General features: G+C 39.6%; 20 protein-coding genes. 12 read left to right on the top strand and 8 right to left on the bottom strand.

Features of this window, described 5'->3' with window-relative positions; translation table 11 throughout:
• Positions 1-17: 17 nt before the first annotated feature.
• A complete protein-coding gene (locus K1720_RS06045) occupies positions 18-953 on the top strand; it encodes a thiamine-phosphate kinase (RefSeq protein WP_251947602.1) in 936 nt (311 codons plus the stop codon).
• Positions 954-985: 32 nt separating this feature from the next.
• The gene (locus K1720_RS06050) at positions 986-1654 is read left to right on the top strand and encodes a helix-turn-helix domain-containing protein (RefSeq protein ID WP_251947604.1); all 669 of its coding nucleotides are present in this window, start codon (positions 986-988) and stop codon (positions 1652-1654) included.
• A 46-nt stretch (positions 1655-1700) separates the two neighbouring features.
• On the opposite strand, the gene K1720_RS06055 is transcribed toward K1720_RS06050, so the two are convergent.
• Positions 1701-2255, bottom strand: a complete 555-nt coding sequence (locus K1720_RS06055) for a PIN domain-containing protein (RefSeq protein WP_251947605.1) — start codon at positions 2253-2255, stop codon at positions 1701-1703.
• Positions 2237-2464, bottom strand: coding sequence for a hypothetical protein (locus tag K1720_RS06060; protein WP_251947608.1), 228 nt, complete (start codon positions 2462-2464; stop codon positions 2237-2239). The genes K1720_RS06055 and K1720_RS06060 overlap by 19 nt, the downstream gene beginning before the upstream one ends.
• A gap of 122 nt (positions 2465-2586) precedes the next feature.
• On the opposite strand from K1720_RS06060, the gene K1720_RS06065 reads away from it, so the two are divergent.
• The 6 genes from K1720_RS06065 (at position 2587) to K1720_RS06090 (ending at position 8554) form a co-directional block, all read left to right on the top strand.
• Positions 2587-3438, top strand: a complete 852-nt coding sequence (locus tag K1720_RS06065) for an ABC transporter ATP-binding protein (protein WP_251947611.1) — start codon at positions 2587-2589, stop codon at positions 3436-3438.
• Positions 3435-4139 (top strand): fluoroquinolone export ABC transporter permease subunit, encoded by a 705-nt coding sequence (locus K1720_RS06070; protein ID WP_251947614.1) that lies wholly within the window; start codon positions 3435-3437, stop codon positions 4137-4139. The genes K1720_RS06065 and K1720_RS06070 overlap by 4 nt, the downstream gene beginning before the upstream one ends.
• Positions 4136-4840, top strand: a complete 705-nt coding sequence (locus K1720_RS06075; protein WP_251947617.1) for an ABC transporter permease — start codon at positions 4136-4138, stop codon at positions 4838-4840. Before K1720_RS06070 ends, K1720_RS06075 begins: the two co-directional genes overlap by 4 nt.
• Positions 4841-4902: 62 nt before the next feature.
• A complete protein-coding gene (gene amrS / locus K1720_RS06080; protein WP_251947620.1) occupies positions 4903-5949 on the top strand; it encodes an AmmeMemoRadiSam system radical SAM enzyme in 1047 nt (348 codons plus the stop codon).
• Between the two features lies 1 nt (position 5950).
• Positions 5951-6775, top strand: a complete 825-nt coding sequence (locus K1720_RS06085) for a hypothetical protein (RefSeq protein ID WP_251947623.1) — start codon at positions 5951-5953, stop codon at positions 6773-6775.
• Positions 6776-7066: 291 nt separating this feature from the next.
• A complete protein-coding gene (locus tag K1720_RS06090) occupies positions 7067-8554 on the top strand; it encodes a hypothetical protein (protein ID WP_251947626.1) in 1488 nt (495 codons plus the stop codon).
• A gap of 71 nt (positions 8555-8625) precedes the next feature.
• Here the strand turns inward: K1720_RS06090 and K1720_RS06095 are convergent, their stop codons facing one another.
• Positions 8626-10371, bottom strand: a complete 1746-nt coding sequence (locus K1720_RS06095) for a radical SAM protein (RefSeq protein ID WP_251947629.1) — start codon at positions 10369-10371, stop codon at positions 8626-8628.
• Positions 10372-10452: 81 nt separating this feature from the next.
• Between K1720_RS06095 and K1720_RS06100 the strand changes: the two genes are divergently transcribed.
• Positions 10453-10992 carry a ferritin-like domain-containing protein gene (locus K1720_RS06100; RefSeq protein ID WP_251947632.1) on the top strand — a complete coding sequence of 180 codons (540 nt, stop codon included), beginning with the start codon at positions 10453-10455 and terminating at the stop codon, positions 10990-10992.
• Here the strand turns inward: K1720_RS06100 and rsmA are convergent.
• The 5 genes from rsmA to K1720_RS06125 form a co-directional block, all read right to left on the bottom strand.
• Positions 10989-11813, bottom strand: a complete 825-nt coding sequence (gene rsmA / locus K1720_RS06105; protein WP_251947635.1) for a 16S rRNA (adenine(1518)-N(6)/adenine(1519)-N(6))-dimethyltransferase RsmA — start codon at positions 11811-11813, stop codon at positions 10989-10991. The two genes, K1720_RS06100 and rsmA, sit on opposite strands and share 4 nt — an antisense overlap.
• Before the next feature lie 2 nt (positions 11814-11815).
• Entirely contained in the window at positions 11816-12442 is a 627-nt protein-coding gene (locus K1720_RS06110; RefSeq protein WP_055283179.1) for a DUF655 domain-containing protein, read from the bottom strand.
• A gap of 78 nt (positions 12443-12520) precedes the next feature.
• A complete protein-coding gene (locus K1720_RS06115) occupies positions 12521-12883 on the bottom strand; it encodes an RNA polymerase Rpb4 family protein (protein ID WP_251947637.1) in 363 nt (120 codons plus the stop codon).
• A 5-nt stretch (positions 12884-12888) separates the two neighbouring features.
• Positions 12889-13182, bottom strand: a complete 294-nt coding sequence (locus K1720_RS06120; RefSeq protein WP_055283176.1) for a 50S ribosomal protein L21e — start codon at positions 13180-13182, stop codon at positions 12889-12891.
• A gap of 123 nt (positions 13183-13305) precedes the next feature.
• Entirely contained in the window at positions 13306-14478 is a 1173-nt protein-coding gene (locus K1720_RS06125; protein WP_251947641.1) for a tRNA pseudouridine(54/55) synthase Pus10, read from the bottom strand.
• A 45-nt stretch (positions 14479-14523) separates the two neighbouring features.
• On the opposite strand from K1720_RS06125, the gene K1720_RS06130 reads away from it, so the two are divergent.
• From K1720_RS06130 to gatE, 3 genes are all read left to right on the top strand, one after another.
• Positions 14524-14817, top strand: a complete 294-nt coding sequence (locus K1720_RS06130) for a transcriptional regulator (protein WP_251947644.1) — start codon at positions 14524-14526, stop codon at positions 14815-14817.
• 62 nt (positions 14818-14879) lie between these two features.
• Positions 14880-16199, top strand: a complete 1320-nt coding sequence (gatD, locus tag K1720_RS06135) for a Glu-tRNA(Gln) amidotransferase subunit GatD (protein ID WP_251947647.1) — start codon at positions 14880-14882, stop codon at positions 16197-16199.
• Complete coding sequence (gene gatE, locus K1720_RS06140) at positions 16199-18088, top strand: Glu-tRNA(Gln) amidotransferase subunit GatE (protein ID WP_251947650.1); 1890 nt, start codon at positions 16199-16201, stop codon at positions 18086-18088. Before gatD ends, gatE begins: the two co-directional genes overlap by 1 nt.
• The last annotated feature ends 37 nt before the right edge of the window (positions 18089-18125 follow it).

The following is an 18125-nucleotide window of genomic DNA, read 5'->3' on the forward strand; positions in this document are numbered from 1 at the left end:
TATCAAGGGGGATCGTTGTGGAGCGTGAGATAATAGAACTCTTCATGAGACACCTTAAACTTCAGGGAGATCTACCTTTAGGAGACGATGCTGGTGCGATAAAATGGGAAAGCGGATGGTTAGTTGTCACAAATGACATGTTGGTAAAAGCTACGGATGTTCCGGATATAATGACACCTGAACAGGTAGGATTTAAGGTCTTCACAATGAATGTTAGTGATGTTGCAGCTATGGGTGCAACACCAATAGGATTTCTGTTTTCCATTGGAGTCCCAAAAGATTTTGAGATGGAGTACTTGGAAGGGATTTCAAAGGGAATTGCTAGGGCATCTGAGTTTTATAGAACGCCAATAATAAGTGCTGATACAAATGAAGCCTGTGATCTGATAATTGATGGAATAGCTCTTGGAAAGACTAAGAGATTACTTACGAGAAGTAGTGCAAAAATTGGGGACTTGGTCTGTGTTACTGGAGATATCGGGAGACCTCTGGCTGGGCTTAAAGTATATTTTGAGAACCTTGAAGTAGGAGAGAGGACAAGAAAAGTGCTTTACGAGAAGCTTTTGGGGCCAACAGCGAGAGTTAGAGAGGGAGTTGTTTTAGGGAGGTATGCAAACTCCGCTATAGACATAAGCGATGGCATGAGTAAGGAATTGCACTTGATAGCAGATATGAGCGGCGTTAAAATTTTAGTTGATTCAGAAAAACTGCCCATAAGGGAAGAGGTATTTGAAGCCGCTGAGCTCTTGGGTCTAGACCCAATTGAGATTGCCTTAGCGTCTGGAGAAGAGTTTGAGCTCATCTTTACAATTCCTGAGGAGCACTTGGATAAGCTTGACTTTGATTTCACTGTGATTGGGAAGGTCGAAAAAGGAGATGGGGTTTATTTAAGGAGAGATGGGAAAATCAAAAAGATGCCGATTCTAGGATGGGAGCATCTAACGAAACCCTAATAACTTTCTTGCCAAATTCTTTTTGATGCCCTATGAAAAGAATAAAGTTCAAAGTTCCACTCCACCAGGAAATGTTTGAGATGTTTAAAGAATTTCTTAAGGCTATAGAGTGGGGTTATGGAGATACCTACTTTATACTTGACGATGAGGTCGTTAAAATAACAGAAGTAAAGTTCAAAGAAGGGGTTAACCCGGAAGAGATTATTGGAAGCCTTAAAAAACTTCCTTATATGAAAGAGCTTAAATTGCTCCCAAAAAATGATCATCATATAATTTACAGCAGGATTGACGTGAAGAGCACTCCCTTCCCAACGGAGCAAGCTGATAAAATTCTTGACCTTCAAAGGAAAGGGCTTGTGGTATTTGAAAAGGGAACTTTTGATGGGAATTCAATTATCCTCTATGTTATCTGTGAAGATCCTCTTTTAAGTGAAGTTATTTCTACAGTCAGGGAAGTTTATAATGGGAGTATCCTAAGCATCGAAGATTATGTCCCTGAAGATAACCCTCTCTTAAAACTAAGCAAACGACAGCGAGAGATTTTATTATTGGCATATAAGAGCGGTTACTTTGACAATCCCCGTAAGGTAACGCTCAAAGATTTGGCTGAGATGCTTGGTTTAAGTGTATCAACAGTCAAGGAGCATTTAAGGAAGGCGCAGAAGAAGATTTTGGGAGAGATTATTGGAGAGCCCACATAGATCCTGCATTTACCTCCTGAAACGTTTCGCTCTCAGGAGAGGAGGATTAGTTTTGATCTTCTAGACTAACGGATATTAAAATTTTATAGAGCTTTGCAATTGTATTTCTACTAGATATTTCGTTTATTTTTTCTTCTCTTTGATATTTGAGTCGAAGTGTTCTAAGAAACTCTTCAGGAGTCACAGTATAGATTCTATTTTTCTCAAGTTCTTTGTTTTGGTAGTCTTTTAGATTCCATGTGAGAAGAATCACATGTTCATAAGATTCTCTAATGGCAAGAGCACATGCAACAAATACTGCATCATCTTTATCATTTGTGTATCTCTGGGCCTGAGAAATGTGTTTTTTCAGTTTATCGAGGCTTATTGGTGTCATCGGTTCGAGAATTGCTTTTAGAGCAATCATTATTTCTTTAGCACTCAGGCTTGTCTTTGCGGTGATTTCTCTGATATGTTTTATAATCTCTTCTCTTAATCCAGAAGGATAAAAGAACGGGAATATCTCTGGAAATATGGCAACAACATAACGATTTAGACCTTGCTCCCTCACAAGAGCTGCAAAAATAACATTAGAACCAACTACTACTGCAATTTTGTCCATAATCCTCTGCCCACCTGCTTTCCGAGTTTTAGGGCTTCATCCATTTCCATTTTGGAATTCATTGCTACGGCCTCAAGGATTAGTAATCTTTGGAGTGAACGTATTAACTTCTCCTCAGAGACGCCTCTTTCATGTGCTATTTCTCCTATCTCTGCAGGTATAGGAACTTCGATGGCACTAAGTTTTTTAACTTTAGCATTTTCTTTCATGGTATCTCCCACTTCTCTGTAAGTCTGGAAAGCTATTAATCTTTTCGGTTATGCGTATCGCCCGCATATGTGCGGCATCAGTTATAAGTACATCAAAAGCTTATTTCTACTTGGGTGAAGTTATGGCTGTTATTGAGGTTAAAAATGTCAAAAAGTATTATGGCGATGTCAGAGGTGTAGAGAATCTAAGCTTTGAAGTTGAGGAAGGGGAAATCTACGGGTTTTTAGGCCCTAACGCCGCTGGAAAAACTACAACAGTCAAAATCTTGGTGAAAATTATCAAAGATTACAGTGGAAATGTTAAAGTTTTTGGAAAAGACTTAAGAGAGTGGGGCAAAGACTACTACCAGAAGATAGGTGTTTCCTTTGAGTTTCCCGCAGTTTATTCAAAGCTCACTGCACTAGAAAACCTTGAATTTTTTGCATCCTTTTACAAGAAGCACCTTGACCCTGTGGATGTCCTTAAGATGGTAGGTCTAGATAAGGAAGCAGATCAACTTGTTTCGGGCTTTTCAAAGGGTATGAAGAAAAAACTCGATCTTGCGAGGGCATTGCTCCCGGATCCAGAAATACTATTTCTTGATGAACCCCTCGAAGGCCTCGATCCGAGCAGTGCAAGAAAAATTAAGGATTTGCTCCTTGAAATGCGTGAGAATGGAAAGACGATCTTCCTCACGACGCACAATATGTATGTTGCAGATGAGCTGTGTGACAGAGTAGGGTTCATAGTAGAGGGAGCTATAAGACTTGTCGATGATCCAAAGGAGCTTAAGGTCAAGATGGGCAAGAGACTAGTTAAGGTTGAATATGCTACCGGTGGAAACGTTGAAGTTAAGGAATTTCCACTGGAGGAACTTGGCAAAAACGAGGAGTTCCTTAGTATAATCAAAAATTATGAGATAAGGCGCATAAACACTGAAGAGCCGACACTGGAAGAGATATTCCTCAAAGTGACGGGGAGGAGACTTGTATGAGTGTTGGGCGATTAGTGATGTTAGACTTGAAAGTAGGCGTGAGAGGTTATGTTTATCCAATATATCTCCTTGTAGCATTAGCATATGGCCTTATGGTAAAGGCCTTTCCGGAGAGTTATCACTCCGTTGTAATACCCCTTTTCATATTCTTTGAGCCAGGTCTTGTGGGTTTTATGTTCGTTGGGACTTCAATATTTGCGGAAAAGAAAGATGGGACAATTGGGGCCCTATCCGTTACGCCAATAGAGTGGAGGAGTTATATTTTTGCAAAAACCCTGCTCATGTTAGTGGTATCTCTAATAGCGGCAACTTTAATAATGCTGATAGGAACAGGTTCGCTTGAAGGTCTTTCCTATGTGCTTATTGGAACGTTTTTAGTTTCGATTGTCTATACATTACTAGGAATAGCCATATCTTCCAAGTACTACGACCTAGACGATTACTTTGTGGCAATTCTTGGTGTAATGGTGCTTTCACTCCTTCCGTATGCACATTACCATGGCTATCTCACTAACAAAATCTGGAAAGTCCTCTATGCCGTTCCAAGTTATCCGGGCCTGTATTTCTTTAAAGCAGCTTTTGAAGAAATTTCAACGGATATACTGATGCGCTCTGGGATTGGCTTAATAATTTGGAGTGTTGTGGCCTACTATTTTGCCAGAATAAGGTTTTATAAGTATGCAGTGGAGGGATTGAGATGAGTTTCGTAAAGAAGTTCATGAGTATTTACAAAACTGATCTGAAGTTGTTAAGAAGGGACCCTATGCTCCTCTACAGCGTGGCCATGACTCTTGTCCTGCTTCTTGTTGTCCGCTACTTCAAAGGAAGAATGGGAATGCTCTATCCCTTAGTAGCTCTTCTTATGTTGATCTTCATCCCCATGATCTTTGGCATGATACCAGGTTTTATGATGGCAGATGAGAAAGAGGATAAAACAATACAGGCTCTGCAAGTGATACCCATATCAAGTGAGGCCTTCTTAACCTACCGGTTAACGTGGGCATCTTTGATAACGGTGGTTCTCACAGCAATTGCTCCAAAAATACTTGACATTGAGGTTCCTCAAAAGGGAATACTGGTTCTTACGGCTCTTTTCGTTCTTGAGGTCTGGATTTATGGATTACTCATAGTAGTTTTTGCCGAGTCAAGAATGCAAGCCTTGACGATCTCTAAGATTCTAGGCTGGTTTCTTATGCTTCCACCAGTCATTAAGCTTGTTGTTCTCTGGAGAAACCTTTCGACAGATTGGAGCAAGTTTACTGCCTTTTTACCGACTTATTGGCTGTACAAAGTATTTGAGGGGATTCCCTTCAATGATTACAACGACTTTCCAATGGCCCTTGCAGTTCACTTAGCTTGGCTCCTTCCGTTAGTTCTGTTGTTTAAAAGGAAGGTTCTCTGACTTTTTTTCTTTTTAACCAAAAGCTTAAACTACTATGAGTGCTATTTTCTTATGGTGAGATTATGAGAGAAGCGATGTATTGGGAACCCCTTGAGGGGAATAGGGTGAGATGTCATTTGTGTCCTTTGAATTGTATTGTTAGTGAAGGGCAAAGGGGATCATGTAGGATTAGAAAAAATATTAATGGGAAACTCTATACACTCAATTATGGGAAAGTTTCTTCCATGGCTGCGGATCCAATAGAGAAAAAACCTCTTTATCATTTTCATCCCGGTTCGTGCGCTTTCTCGATAGGTACAGTTGGGTGCAATATGCATTGTATCCATTGTCAAAACTGGGAGATAAGTCAAGCTGATGAGAGATTTCCGTATTTGGAAAATGCTACTTCTGAAGCTATAGTTCGATTAGCTAAACACTATAACTGTGAAAGCGTAGCTTATACTTATAATGAGCCGACGATATGGTATGAGTTTGTTCTTGATACAGCAAAGTTGGCTAAGAACGAAGGATTGAACAATATTCTAGTGACAAATGGCTACATTAATGAGGATCCTTTTAGAGAATTAGCTCCATATATAAATGCAATGAACATAGATATCAAGGCATTTAGTGATGAATTTTATAGAAAAGTGGCAAAGGTTCCAAGTATTGAGCCAAGCAAGAGAACAGCAATTATAGCAAAGAGAGAATTTGGAATTCATGTAGAACTTACTTACCTCATTATTCCAACACTTAACGATAAAGAGGAAGAAATTAGAAGTTTTGTGAGATGGGTAATCAAAGAACTTGGGGATGACACGCCCGTCCACTTCTCTCGCTTCTTTCCTCATTATGAGCTTCTATCTTTACCCCCAACCCCAGTAAGAACAATTGAGAAGGCTTATCGTGTAGCAAGAGAGGAGGGACTAAAATTTGTATATACAGGCAATGTCCCGGGCCATGAAGGCGAGCATACATATTGTCCAAAATGTGGAAAACCTTTAATAGTTCGGTGGGGCTTTACCATAGAAGAGTATCACATAAAAGATGGGAAATGTGAATACTGTGGTGAACCAATACCAATAATTGGAGGACACAAAAAAAGACATTACAGAGGAATGTGGTGGTAATATGGAGACGATGAAAGTTAGATTTTATATTGAAGGTCTTTCTAATAATAAGAAAGCTTTGGAAAGGGCTGTTGAGGAGATAGTAAAATCACTCAAAAACGAGGACACTCTTAAAGTTGAAAATATAAGGGCTGAGGAGATTCTAGAAAATCCTGATGATGACATGTTAAAATACTCAATGATGGTAGAAGTAGATCTCGAGGGCCCTTTTAAGGGGATAGTAAAAGCAACAATGAAATATGCTCCAGTGGTTGTTGAAGTGATATCTCCAGCAAAAATGGAGATAGAAGGGAAAGAATTAATGAAAATTCTAGGAGAGGTCTCTCTTTTTATGGGAGAGCTCATGAAGAATTTTGGCACTCTGGCAGTTTATCCTGGACTTGCAGAACTCCCAGAACCAAAACTCGGTTATAGCAGAGAGGAGATAGAAGACTTTATAATAGATGGCAGGGAAATTCTCTACCGCTTTGTTGTTGAGGTATTTGGAGAAGACCAAAAGGCTATTGAAGATGTTTTGAAGAAAGCATTTGACTATGAAGGCGCTAAAATAAACAAAATCGTCAGTAAAGTTCAAGAAGAAAAGAATGGAAAGCTTCGTATATTAGCTGCTGCAGAGTTGATCTCTTCATTTGAGACTCTTTTTCAGCTTACAGGAAAATTTGCTCCTGTTGCAATCTCCATAACGGAACCAGAAATAATTGATGTAAGTGCAGCAGAGCTTCAGAATGTCTTAACGGACTTGGCGAATTTTGTTTATGAGCTCATTCATAGACCCATCAAAAAGAAGCTTGTTGAGCATGACACGTTTAAAATCAAACTTTCTTGATTTTTAGATCTTTTATTTTAAAAGCAGAAATGTTTATAAGTTCTTTTACATAGCAGGGGATTAATGAGTCATTAACATTTAATTTTTGGTTAAGATATTATCGGCAAAAGGCGAATTAGGTGTAGGCATTAAGTAAATGCCATTTTTGGTCATTACGGCAATGAGCGAGCTCTTTTAATCGTTAGAAAGGGTCTGAAAGCGAAAAGTATATAAACCCCAAGGCACCTATAGGTAATGAAGAATACCATAGTTAGGGGTTTAGCCCCTACGAGGTATTGGAGGTGTGAAGATATGAAAGCAAGAAAAATAATTGCATTGGGTGTCGGCGCCCTTGTAGCAGGGGGCCTTGGAGCAGTAGCAGCTCAAACCGAGAATGTATATGCTGGCCTTAATATTGAAAAAGCCGTAATTGCCTTCCCAACAACCGCAGAGGTTGATGGACAAGTTGTCCACGTTAAAGAAGACGGATTAGCAGCTGCAAGGCTTGCCTTGGCACTCTTCCAAGACTCAATTACATCAACAGAGGTAGAAGTAAAAGCTACTGACACACACAGGACATTGGCATTTGAAGATGATGACAGTGCACCATGGTGGTTTAACACATCAATGTATGTTCCAGACTTTGAGACATTCCCATACTCAATAGAGGTTCCAAACACTACAACACCAGCCGGAGAGAACATAACAATTTGGTTTGACTGGTCTAGAATAAGTGCCAACACAACTGAAGAGACATTTATGATCAACAGTACCACAGCTAACCCAGCTATAAAGATCTACTTTGGTCCAGACATAAGCCCATTCCCCGAATTCCCAGGTACTCCTATCTACTTGGATGGTGAAGCTTACTTCTATGACTCAGAGTCCTCAGAACCACTTCAAACCTATGAAGTTGGTGTCCCAGTTGCTGACATTACAGGTTGGGAGATAACCTTTGTTGATTATGAACTCACAACCCCACCAAGAGCCCTTGTCCAAATTAAGGGTCCAGGTGCTGACCAAGCAGACCTTGTTATCATGAACAGAAGTGTTAACTACATCTTGTACGTCGATGATGATGGCAACAATGTAATTGAAGCAGAGGGAGTAGACTTTACAAACGTTGACGACAGAATACAAGAACTCAAAGAAGCTGGTGTAGAACACATCCTTAAGATGAACATTGGTGACACATTCTTCGGTGTCCTTGGAAGCCAATACATCTACGTTGACTGGACTCACTACTGGTTCACAGGAAGTGTAGAGAAGGGAGAAGTTGTAGTAGACAACTGGTTGCTTAACTGGACAGCAAACGGTACTCAAGTTTGGGTCTACTTCAACGGTACAGCAACACTTGGCTTTGGTGAGGACTTCGAACTCGCTGACCTTGGTGTATTTCTCACAACCGACGACGGAACTGACTACCGCCTTGTTTGGTACACAGAGAGAGTTGTTGACACCTACACCCAATACATGATCCCATCAATCGACCCATATGCAGTTGCAGTCCCAGACTACGAAGTTGACTTGGCAGAGTTCAACGTTGCTGACAACACCAAGGATGTTTACATCATTGGTGGATGGGTAAGCAACAAGGTCTGGGCACAACTCGAGGAGATCTTCGGCGAAGAGAAAGTTGCAGAGTGGAAAGAGGACGTCATGGACGAAGACGGCTACGCATTAATCGTTGAGCCACTTCCAAACGACCCAGACAACTACGTCATAATTGCTGCAGGACAAGACTACACTAAGACTGCAGAGGCAATTGACGAACTTATAAACCTAATAGAGTCAAACTGAAGGCTTTAGCCTTTTCTTAACTTCTTTTTAACTTTGTATTTTGTTATAAAAACTCTGGTTCAAATTTAATTTTAGGTTTTTGTGATCTTCTCGTAGAATTCCCTTTCTCTGGGGTCTAACATTTTTAGAAATTCTTCTTTGCTTTTAAAGGGTCTTTGTGCGAGGATCCTAATTATTCTCTTCTTGCCGAGCCCTGGAAGATAACTGAGCACTTTGGAGCTTTCGTTATTGATATTCACTGGAATCGGAATTCCCGTTATGCTTCTAAATCCATGACCAACTATTACCACATTATAGAGCTTATTGAGTTCTATCTCCTTTGGAATTCCTACTATAAGAGGATAACTTCCTATCTGTCTGCCATAAGTTAGACCATTATCAAAAACTTCTGCCCTAACTTCTTTCAAAATCGTGCCCACAGGAACCAAGCGTTTGAGCATTGGATAGTCTATCTCATGTCTTATTTTATATTTATAGTGCTGAATTAGCTTTTTATGCTTTTCAATCTTAACTTTTTCTCGCATATGCCAGAGGGGAGTACCGGGGAAGACAACTACTTGTCTGATGTTAATTCTTCTTACCAAGAGGTCGTCATCAAGTATTCTTTTCAAAAATTCATATGTAAGCTCGTATGTTTTTTTAGTCTCTCCTGGCAATCCAAATAGGATGTTTATTCCAGGTAAAAGCCATGGCATTCCATTATAGCCTCTCTTTGCCCCGACATCATTTAAGATTTTAACGGCTTCATAAGCTTCATCTGGCGTGGAATTTAGATTATTAAGTTTTGCCACTTTTGGATCAGCAGTTTCAAGTCCAAAGGCAACAACGTTCCCGGGAGTTCCATATTTTATGAGGGCCTTTGCTATCTTAATACCTTCCTGGGGGTAGTTTGCTATTATAGCAGGATTTGCATTATCCACATGGAGAGTCTTTATCAGGGGTGCTGCATCTCTAATTCCCCTAAATAAATCTTCAAGTGCCTTAGGGTTCGGGATGGGCACTCTATCATTTGGTTTTGCCATATAGGAAAATATACAGCTTTGTCTCCCAATCCTAAAGTGTCTCACTCCCAGATCATAGAGGATTTGAATCTCCTTTATAATGTCTTTAATGGGCCTGTCTTCAATTGTTTTGTATCTCACAGGCTCAGTACAGAAACTACATCCTCCAATACCTGCAGCTTTTGGGCATCCCCTTTGGGTCTCAATTTCGACTATCACAAAATGGGGATAGTCTGGAAATTGTTTCACAACCTCAGCTCCTAGAAGAGCGTAGTCTTTAAGCTCTTCATAAGTTCTGAATCTAAGTGGGTCAGCTTCTTTAGGGTTTTTAAAGAAGTCGTAAAGAAAAGCTTCCAGATCACCATAGACTATGTGATCAAAAACCGTCTGGGCAAGCATAAGTTCTTTTGAGCTTATTTTTGTTCCTCCTCCATGAGCAGAGCCCATAAAAGCTGGGCCACCAAGTATTTTAGTACCTTTAAGGTGCTTTATGAATTTTGCAACTTCTTCTACTTGGGATGGGACTGCAGACAAGTACTTGCCTGGAGTATGGAGACCACCGATGTAAATAATAATATCGGCTTTTTCTAGGATTTCCTTAGCTTTTAATACATTGGGGGTCTTGTTTCGTGTTTTTATCCCTTGCTCTCCTTCATATGTAAACCGAAGATCATCTATAGTGAGGTAGAAAACTTGGGCATTTTTATTAGCCTTTTTTATAGCTCCATAAGCATATCGGGGGTAGATTCCTAGATAAGGAGGTACACCAAGGCCAGCTGGCTCATCTGTATAACCGTCAATTATGGTAATTATCATGTTTAAAAGTTCGGAGGGGGGTTTAAAAATTAAGCGCCATATTTTTAAATTTTGGAGTCCCATATTAAGAAAGGGAATAACATGTCTGATTTGGGTCTTAGTGTTAAGGAGGACCTGAAGAAAATAGTCCAAGCTCTTCCTCAGCTAGCTCCCAAGGAACTTCTTTCTTATTGGATAAATACTGAAGCCGAAGAAGCAGAGATATATTATAAGTTGTATAAGCTAAGTAAGGAACTTGAATTGGAAGTAGAAATTTCAGAGGTTTTTTATTATCTTTATGAAGACAGTCTTAAACATGCAGAGAAGCTTCTTAAGGTTTACAAAGGGCTGTTTCCTGAGGAGGAAATTCCTAAAGTCAATCTTCCATCTTTGAAAATAGTGTGGGATGTTGATAAACTTAGTTCTCTTATGCGGAGAGGCGACTTAGAGGAGCTCTTTGACATTCTTCTTGAAAACAAGAAGATAATTGTAGACATCTATGAGTATCTTCTCACAGTATCTGAGGAACCAGAGATGAAAGAAATATTTCAATGGCTTGCAGGTGTCGAGAATGGACATTATGCCAAGTTAAAAACTATCAGGGAGCGGTATTTAAAGGGGAAAACTCAGACCAGGACTTAGAGAAGCAAGTTGTTTTCTCTAAGGTACTCTTCTATTTCCTTTATTTCATTTATCCCTAGTTGAAATACTCTCTTTTGGGCATGAGGGATATTGTCAAAGAGGGTTTTAACTTTCTTGAACTCTTCCTTGCTGAGGTTTAGCATGTGGTAAGAATTTTTTAAAGCTTTACTGGCTTTTTTTCTCCGATGTTGAAAGAGGGCTTTGACCAAGTCTTCATTAAGAGGTATTTGCTCGAGTTTTGTTTTTGGCTCTAGAATCACAACGGCAGAGTCCACTTTTGGTCTTGGATAAAAGGCCCCTTTGCCAATTTTTTCCACAAGTTCAACATCGGCTTTACTCTGTACCATAACGGAGAGTCGAGAATAGTTTTTATCTCCGGGTTTTGCTATCATTCGTTCAGCAAATTCTAATTGATATATTAACACGGCCCTTTTGAAGTTGTATTTCAAAAATTTGAAAGTTATGGGAGAAGATATCTGGTATGGGAGGTTTGAGACTATTCTATCGAATTCTGGGAAGTCTATTTTAAGGGCGTCCCCTTCTAAGATTTCTACGTTGTCCCAGTTATATTCGTTTTTCAATATTTTGACTATCCTAGGGTCTTTTTCAATAGTGTATACTTTTTTTGCTTTTTTGGATAATTCATCCGTCAAAACCCCTAATCCGGGTCCTATCTCAAGGACAGTTTCGTTCTTAGCTATTTCAGCTCGTTCAACCTCCCTTTTAATAACATCCTCTACTATTAGAAAATTTTGTCCAAGATCTGAATTTGGCTTCAGGTTATATTTAGAAATTAAAGAAAAGATTCTAGAACTTAGCATTTTTATTCCCTGAATATTCTTCTTGAACCGACAAATAGTCTATACCTGTCCTTGTTTTCGAGTTCATCTAGGATCCTCTTTGCTATCATTTTCACAGGATCGGGAAGACCTTTTACTCGGTGCTTTAGATCATCAAAGCTTTTGAAGGGTTCTCTTTCTCTTTCCTCGAGAATCTCCCACATGTGCTTTTTCCCTATTCCTGGAAGTAATTCTAGGCTGTGGAGTCTATTAGTGATGGGTGGAGCTAGGTTAAAGAATTTGATAAAACGTTCCTCATTATTTTTCACTATTTCTTCAAGTACGTATGGTACCTCAGCTTTTGCAGTTGGGGTTAGGTCATCATAGTTGAGTTTTTTGGTTATCATGAGGATCTTATCCCTCTCACCTTTTCCAACAAATACCCTCTCGTAGAGCATGAGATCAGTTTTGGGAATAACTTCCAGAAGTGTAAATGCCTTCTCTCCTATTACTTGCCCGATGGGCCTTTTTTCTCTAAAGTTCCTGTGTTCTAGGTCAAGATAACCCGTGGGAAGATAATCTAACACATATGCATACTCTTCATACTCAATATTATGTCTCTTTTTATTAACACTTTGAGCATAGGAATGCCTTCTACGGTAATAATCCATTGTCTCTCCCCCCAAGAATATACGCTCTAAGGGTTTTTAATACTTTTTGAGAAAGTTATGAAAAAAGAGAGAAAAGGCCTATTCTCTATATTCGTCTAGAATTTCGAGTATTTTTTCTGCCTCTTCTTTTGTAGGCATGTGTTCCTCTTTGGCAAAAATTATTTTCATATCAAAGTAATCATTGGGCATTATGTCAATGAGCTTCGTAGCTATTCGTTCGTCAAGCCATTCGAATAGTTCCATGAGCTTGCTTTTCAGCTCTTTTGCTTTGTCTGCTGTGATCTTTGAAAATCTTTCCGCATGTTCTAGGCTGGTTCTTGCTTCGTAAAATATGGGCTCTTCTGGGTTTTCTTTAGCACCTTCCTCTTTTCTTTTGAGTAATAACTCTTTTGCTTCTGGAATTGAAATGTATTCTTCCTTTATCTTTTTGCGCCCTATCATATTCCTCACTTCTGGGGCCTTAGATGAACTGGGTGAATGAAGAATGTTTTTACCTTACCACCATCTGTGAGCTGAACTACGTAGGCATCTCCTCTTTTGCCAACTACTGTCCCTGTTCTTCCGTGGAATCTTGGGTCTGGCATACCTTTGTGGTAACTTGGCTCAATAACTATGTGAACTTTTTGTCCAACTTCAAACTCTTGAAGGAATCTTGTGAGCGGAGGGAGTCCTCTCCTCCTTGGTGATTTGCTAAGCTTACCTCTAGTTTTCCTTCTAATAGTATGGGCTTTTTGAACCATTCTAATCACCTCTTAAACCTTATTTAGGAGTTTTAACAAATCACGCGCTTAGGAACGATCTTTTTTCAACTTAGGGTCTTTCCCAATACCATAAGCTCATGTGTGCTACCATTTATAAAGTTTTCACTCTTCATCGAGGATATTCAGAACGTCAAGCTTTTCACACCATGCTTTCTTTCCTAATATTTCCGTTACTGAGGGACTTGTTCTTCCATCATCTCCTGAAATTAATTCCTTTATGTAAAGTCCTCCGTCGGTTATTAAGCGAAGCTTAAAGTGTTTTTCATCTATGAGGTTGCCAGTGATTTCATGAACTTTTCTTACTCTCACAATATCTGCCCTTCTACCCAAAACTCTTTTTGGAGTTCGCTGGTGAATAATAGTATCTTTAAGTGCTTTAACTACTTTTTCTACTTCCTTTTCACTGACACTCTCTTCAACGTACACTAGAGCTTCATATTCTTTTTTGTGGTTAGATGTGAGAATTTTTTCGGCTTCTTCCCTATTTATGAACCTTAAATCTAAAACTTCCACTTTTCCACTCTTATTAATTTCCTTGGCAATTTCTTGAAGATTTATTCTTCTTTTCACAGCTTTTTTAATTTCAACAACAAAAGGTCGTCCATTTCCGAGCATTCTAACGTCGACATCTTCTCTTCCTGCCCCATGAAAGATAGATTTCCCTTTTGCAGCGTTAGAAAACGGTTTGCATATTATCGAAGCAACACTCTCTTTAAAACCCTTTAATGGTGTCTGTGGGATTCCTCTTACAAGCTTTCTATACCTTCCATAAATGTAGAGAGGTTTTATCTGAAGTTCCACTGTTTCGTTGTATGGATCAACAATAAAAACCACATCAGGGTTGTTCTTATTCACGGTTTTTTGAAGAATAACTTCAAGAATTTTTCCAAGCTCTCGGTTTAATTCCCTGTTGATAGGTTCAGCATATTTTAGCTCAAAGTTCTCAACTATCTCATTCTCTTTCCCCAAAATTTCTCTAGGGATTCTTGAGCCCACAAGAAAAGTGTCAAATTCTAATCCCAATTTTGAAACTTTACTATAACACAATCTTGCCAAGTCCTTGACTTTTTTAAAGATATCATTACAGAGCTCACACTCTTGAGGTTCTAGAAGAGGGTCTTCTCCTCTAATTTCTCGTTCCATATTTAGAATCAGTCTTATAGATTCCCCCCTGATATAGTTATCTCCTTTTCCAAGAAGCCCAAATGCTCTTCCAAGGCAGTGGTTGCAGAGCTTGTACTTTTCAAGAATTTTTTCAGCTTTTTCGATTATCACTTTGGCCACCCTTAACCTTTTTAATTTCTTTTCCAACTCCCCATCATGATGACGAGAAGACAGAAGATAATAAAGCTTTTGGAAGAGAGAGATTACAGTGTAAGTGAACTGGCACTGATGCTTGAAATGAGAGGAAGAGGAACCAAGAAAATTATACTAGAAGACCTAAAAGTTATCTCCAATATTGTAAAGCGTGAGGGAAAGGTGCTTTTAATCCAACCAGCTCAGTGTAGAAAATGTGGTTTTGTGTTTAAAGCGGAAATAAAAGCTCCGGGAAAGTGTCCAAAGTGCAGATCAGAGTGGATAGAGGAACCAAGGTTTAAAATTGAACTCCGGTAACAAGGTTTATATCTCGTATTCCAAACATTCTTTAGCTAACATTCATCAAAGGGGGTTTAACCATGAGGAAAGTTGAAGTTTTTATGGAAGAGAAAGGGATAGCAATTGGCGATTATATTGAAGTTGTTGAGAAAGAGGACAACAGAATGATCACACACAAGGGCATTGTGATGCCTCCATATGAACTTTCAAAAGGAGAAACACTTACAATAAAGCTAGATAATGGATATAATATTGGTGTTCTCATTGACCAGATATTTGAAGTAAGAATTCTTGAAAAAGCCAAACCAAGAGAAGAAATCTCTTTTAAAGAAGTTCTTCCCAAGAAGCCAGAGCTTCCAAATGTTACCATAATAGGAACCGGTGGAACAATAGCTAGTAAGATTGACTACAAAACTGGAGCAGTACACGCGGCGTTTACTGCCGAAGAACTTGCAAAAGCAGTGCCCGAGATTTTTGAAATAGCTAACATAACTCCAAAACTTCTTTTCAATATAATGAGTGAAGACATGAAACCCGAATATTGGAAAAAAATAGCCTATGAAGTTGCTAAAGCATTGAATAGTGGGGAGGATGGAGTTATAATAGGTCATGGAACGGATACTATGGGTTATTCTTCAGCAGCTTTAAGTTTCATGCTTAGGAATTTGGGCAAGCCCGTGATCTTTGTAGGCTCTCAGAGAAGCAGTGATAGGCCTTCAAGCGACGCCGCAATGAATTTAATTTGCTCCACGAGGATGGCTGTGGAAGATTTTGGCGAAGTTGCGGTGGTAATGCACGGTGAAACAGGTGATACTTATTGCTTGGCCCATAGGGGGACAAAAGTACGAAAAATGCACACTTCCAGAAGAGATGCTTTTAGAAGTATAAATGATGTTCCAATAGCAAGGATATGGAGTAATGGAAAGGTAGAATACCTAAGGGATGATTATAGAAAAAGGAGTGAAAATGAGGTTTGGGTAGATGACAAAATTGAAGAAAAGGTAGCACTAATAAAGGTCTATCCTGGAATAACCGGGGAAATCATAGAGTTCCTTGTTGACAAGGGCTACAGGGGGATTGTAATAGAAGGTACAGGACTTGGCCACACTCCCAATGATATGATACCAAGCATAAAACGAGCAACTGAAGAAGGAATTGTTGTCTGCATGACAAGCCAATGTCTGTATGGAAGGACTAACCTTAATGTTTATTCGACAGGAAGAAAGCTTCTAAAGGCTAAAGTTATCCCATGTGAGGATATGCTACCAGAGACAGCCTATGTCAAGCTCATGTGGGTCCTTGGACATACACAAGATCTTGAAGAGGTTAGGAGAATGATGCTGACAAACTATAGTGGAGAAATAACACCATACACAAGGTTTGACACTTACCTGAGGTGATGAAAATGGAGTTCGACTACAAAGAGCTTGGTCTTAAAGTTGGTCTTGAGATTCACAGGCAACTTGCTACAAAAAAACTCTTTTCGCCTGTGCCAAGTGAGCTTCATGAGGATGTTAGTTTCACGTTTGAACGTCGCTTGAGACCAACTATGAGTGAACTTGGAGAAATCGATCAAGCTGCGTTAGAGGAATTTAAGAAAGGTAGGGTCTTTGTTTATGAGGGCAATTATAAATACAGCGATTTGGTGTACATGGATGAAGAACCTCCTCATTTGCCAGATGAAGATGCCCTCAAGGTGGCGATCCAGATAACATATCTTTTGAATGCTATTCCAGTAGACGAAGTTCATTTCATGAGGAAAATAGTCATTGATGGTTCCAACGTTTCTGGTTTCCAAAGGACTGCAATAGTGGGGATGAACGGTAGAGTAGATACTCCTTGGGGAAGCGTTGGCATCCCTACTATCTGTCTTGAGGAAGACGCATGTAGAATAATAGAACAGAGGGATAAGAGGGCAGTTTATAGGCTTGATCGTTTGGGAATTCCTCTAATTGAGATTGCGACTACTCCAGACATCCACCATCCGGAGCAGGCAAAAGTGGTGGCTAAGTTTATAGGGGATGCTCTCAGGGCCACAAGAAAAGTTAAGAGAGGTCTTGGGACTATAAGACAGGATCTCAATGTTTCTATTAAGGGTGGGGCTAGGATAGAGATAAAGGGTGTGCAAGAGTTAGATATGATTCCAATAATCATAGAGCGCGAGGTGCAGAGGCAGATCAATCTCCTAAAAATTAGGGATGAGCTTCAAAAGAGGGGAGCAAATGAAGAAGAGATAAAAGAAGAGTTCTACGATGTAAGTTATGTTTTCAAAAACACTGGATCAAAGATAATTGCAAAAGCCTTGAAGAAGGGAGGTAAAGTCGTAGCAGTTAAGCTTCCTAAATTCAGGGGTCTTATAGGATTTGAAGTTCAACCAGGGAGAAGATTGGGTACGGAAATGGCAGATAGGGCTAAAAAATATGTAAAGGGGATCTTCCACATAGATGAGCTTCCTAACTATGGTATAAGCCAAGAAGAAGTAAATAAAATCATTGAAACCCTTGGTCTTGAAGAACAAGATGCATTCGTTTTAGTAGCTGCGGAGGAAGAGACTGCTAAGAAAGCTCTTAAAGAAGTTCTTAAGAGGGCCAGAGAAGCCATAATAGGAGTCCCAGAAGAGACGAGGAGAGCATTGCCTGATGGAAATACGCAATACATGCGCCCACTTCCTGGAAAGGCAAGAATGTATCCAGAGACAGATATACCACCAATATTTATTGGTGAGGATATCAAGAGGGAAATCCTTGAAAATCTTCCTGAGTACCCACAGGCAAAAGTAGGACGCTATGTTAAGGAGTATGGCATCGATAAGAGCCTAGCACAGACATTAGTTGATGATGAAAGAGATGAGCTCTTTGAGGAGTTAATAGGAATGGGAGTTAAACCATCTCTGGCAGCATCAACCCTTGTGGTAGTCCTTAAAGGCCTTAAGAAAGAAGTGCCCATTGAAAACATAAGCGATAAGCACATAAAAGATGCATTCAAGTTGTTACTTGAGAATAAGATTGCGAAGGAGGCTTTTGAGGAAATATTCAAAGAACTTGCCCTACACCCAGAAAAAACAGCTCTCCAAGTTGCTGAGGAGAAGGGACTGACTCTCTTAAGCGAGGAAGAGGTCGAAAAGATAATCGAAGAAATAGTCAAGGAGAATCTTAATGTCGTAAAGGCCAAGGGCATGGGGGCTATGGGAATGCTCATGGGAAGAGCAATGGCAAAACTTAGGGGCAAAGCTGATGGAAAGTTGGTGAATCAGCTTGTGAGAAAGAAGATTCAAGAATTTAGCTCTTAATCTTTTCTCAATAACTTTTTAAGAATTGGTGCATTAA

Origin of the sequence: Thermococcus argininiproducens (assembly GCF_023746595.1) — an archaeon.
GTDB classification, from domain to species: domain Archaea; phylum Methanobacteriota_B; class Thermococci; order Thermococcales; family Thermococcaceae; genus Thermococcus_A; species Thermococcus_A argininiproducens.

Coding starts and splice junctions, on each gene's coding strand:
- K1720_RS06050 (WP_251947604.1), top strand. CDS start 986: ATGAAAAGAATAAAGTTCAAAGTTCCACTCCACCAGGAAATGTTTGAG.
- K1720_RS06055 (WP_251947605.1), bottom strand. CDS start 2,255: ATGGACAAAATTGCAGTAGTAGTTGGTTCTAATGTTATTTTTGCAGCT.
- K1720_RS06060 (WP_251947608.1), bottom strand. CDS start 2,464: ATGAAAGAAAATGCTAAAGTTAAAAAACTTAGTGCCATCGAAGTTCCT.
- K1720_RS06065 (WP_251947611.1), top strand. CDS start 2,587: ATGGCTGTTATTGAGGTTAAAAATGTCAAAAAGTATTATGGCGATGTC.
- K1720_RS06070 (WP_251947614.1), top strand. CDS start 3,435: ATGAGTGTTGGGCGATTAGTGATGTTAGACTTGAAAGTAGGCGTGAGA.
- K1720_RS06075 (WP_251947617.1), top strand. CDS start 4,136: ATGAGTTTCGTAAAGAAGTTCATGAGTATTTACAAAACTGATCTGAAG.
- amrS (WP_251947620.1), top strand. CDS start 4,903: ATGAGAGAAGCGATGTATTGGGAACCCCTTGAGGGGAATAGGGTGAGA.
- K1720_RS06085 (WP_251947623.1), top strand. CDS start 5,951: ATGGAGACGATGAAAGTTAGATTTTATATTGAAGGTCTTTCTAATAAT.
- K1720_RS06090 (WP_251947626.1), top strand. CDS start 7,067: ATGAAAGCAAGAAAAATAATTGCATTGGGTGTCGGCGCCCTTGTAGCA.
- K1720_RS06095 (WP_251947629.1), bottom strand. CDS start 10,371: ATGATAATTACCATAATTGACGGTTATACAGATGAGCCAGCTGGCCTT.
- K1720_RS06100 (WP_251947632.1), top strand. CDS start 10,453: ATGTCTGATTTGGGTCTTAGTGTTAAGGAGGACCTGAAGAAAATAGTC.
- rsmA (WP_251947635.1), bottom strand. CDS start 11,813: ATGCTAAGTTCTAGAATCTTTTCTTTAATTTCTAAATATAACCTGAAG.
- K1720_RS06110 (WP_055283179.1), bottom strand. CDS start 12,442: ATGGATTATTACCGTAGAAGGCATTCCTATGCTCAAAGTGTTAATAAA.
- K1720_RS06115 (WP_251947637.1), bottom strand. CDS start 12,883: ATGATAGGGCGCAAAAAGATAAAGGAAGAATACATTTCAATTCCAGAA.
- K1720_RS06120 (WP_055283176.1), bottom strand. CDS start 13,182: ATGGTTCAAAAAGCCCATACTATTAGAAGGAAAACTAGAGGTAAGCTT.
- K1720_RS06130 (WP_251947644.1), top strand. CDS start 14,524: ATGATGACGAGAAGACAGAAGATAATAAAGCTTTTGGAAGAGAGAGAT.
- gatD (WP_251947647.1), top strand. CDS start 14,880: ATGAGGAAAGTTGAAGTTTTTATGGAAGAGAAAGGGATAGCAATTGGC.
- gatE (WP_251947650.1), top strand. CDS start 16,199: ATGAAAATGGAGTTCGACTACAAAGAGCTTGGTCTTAAAGTTGGTCTT.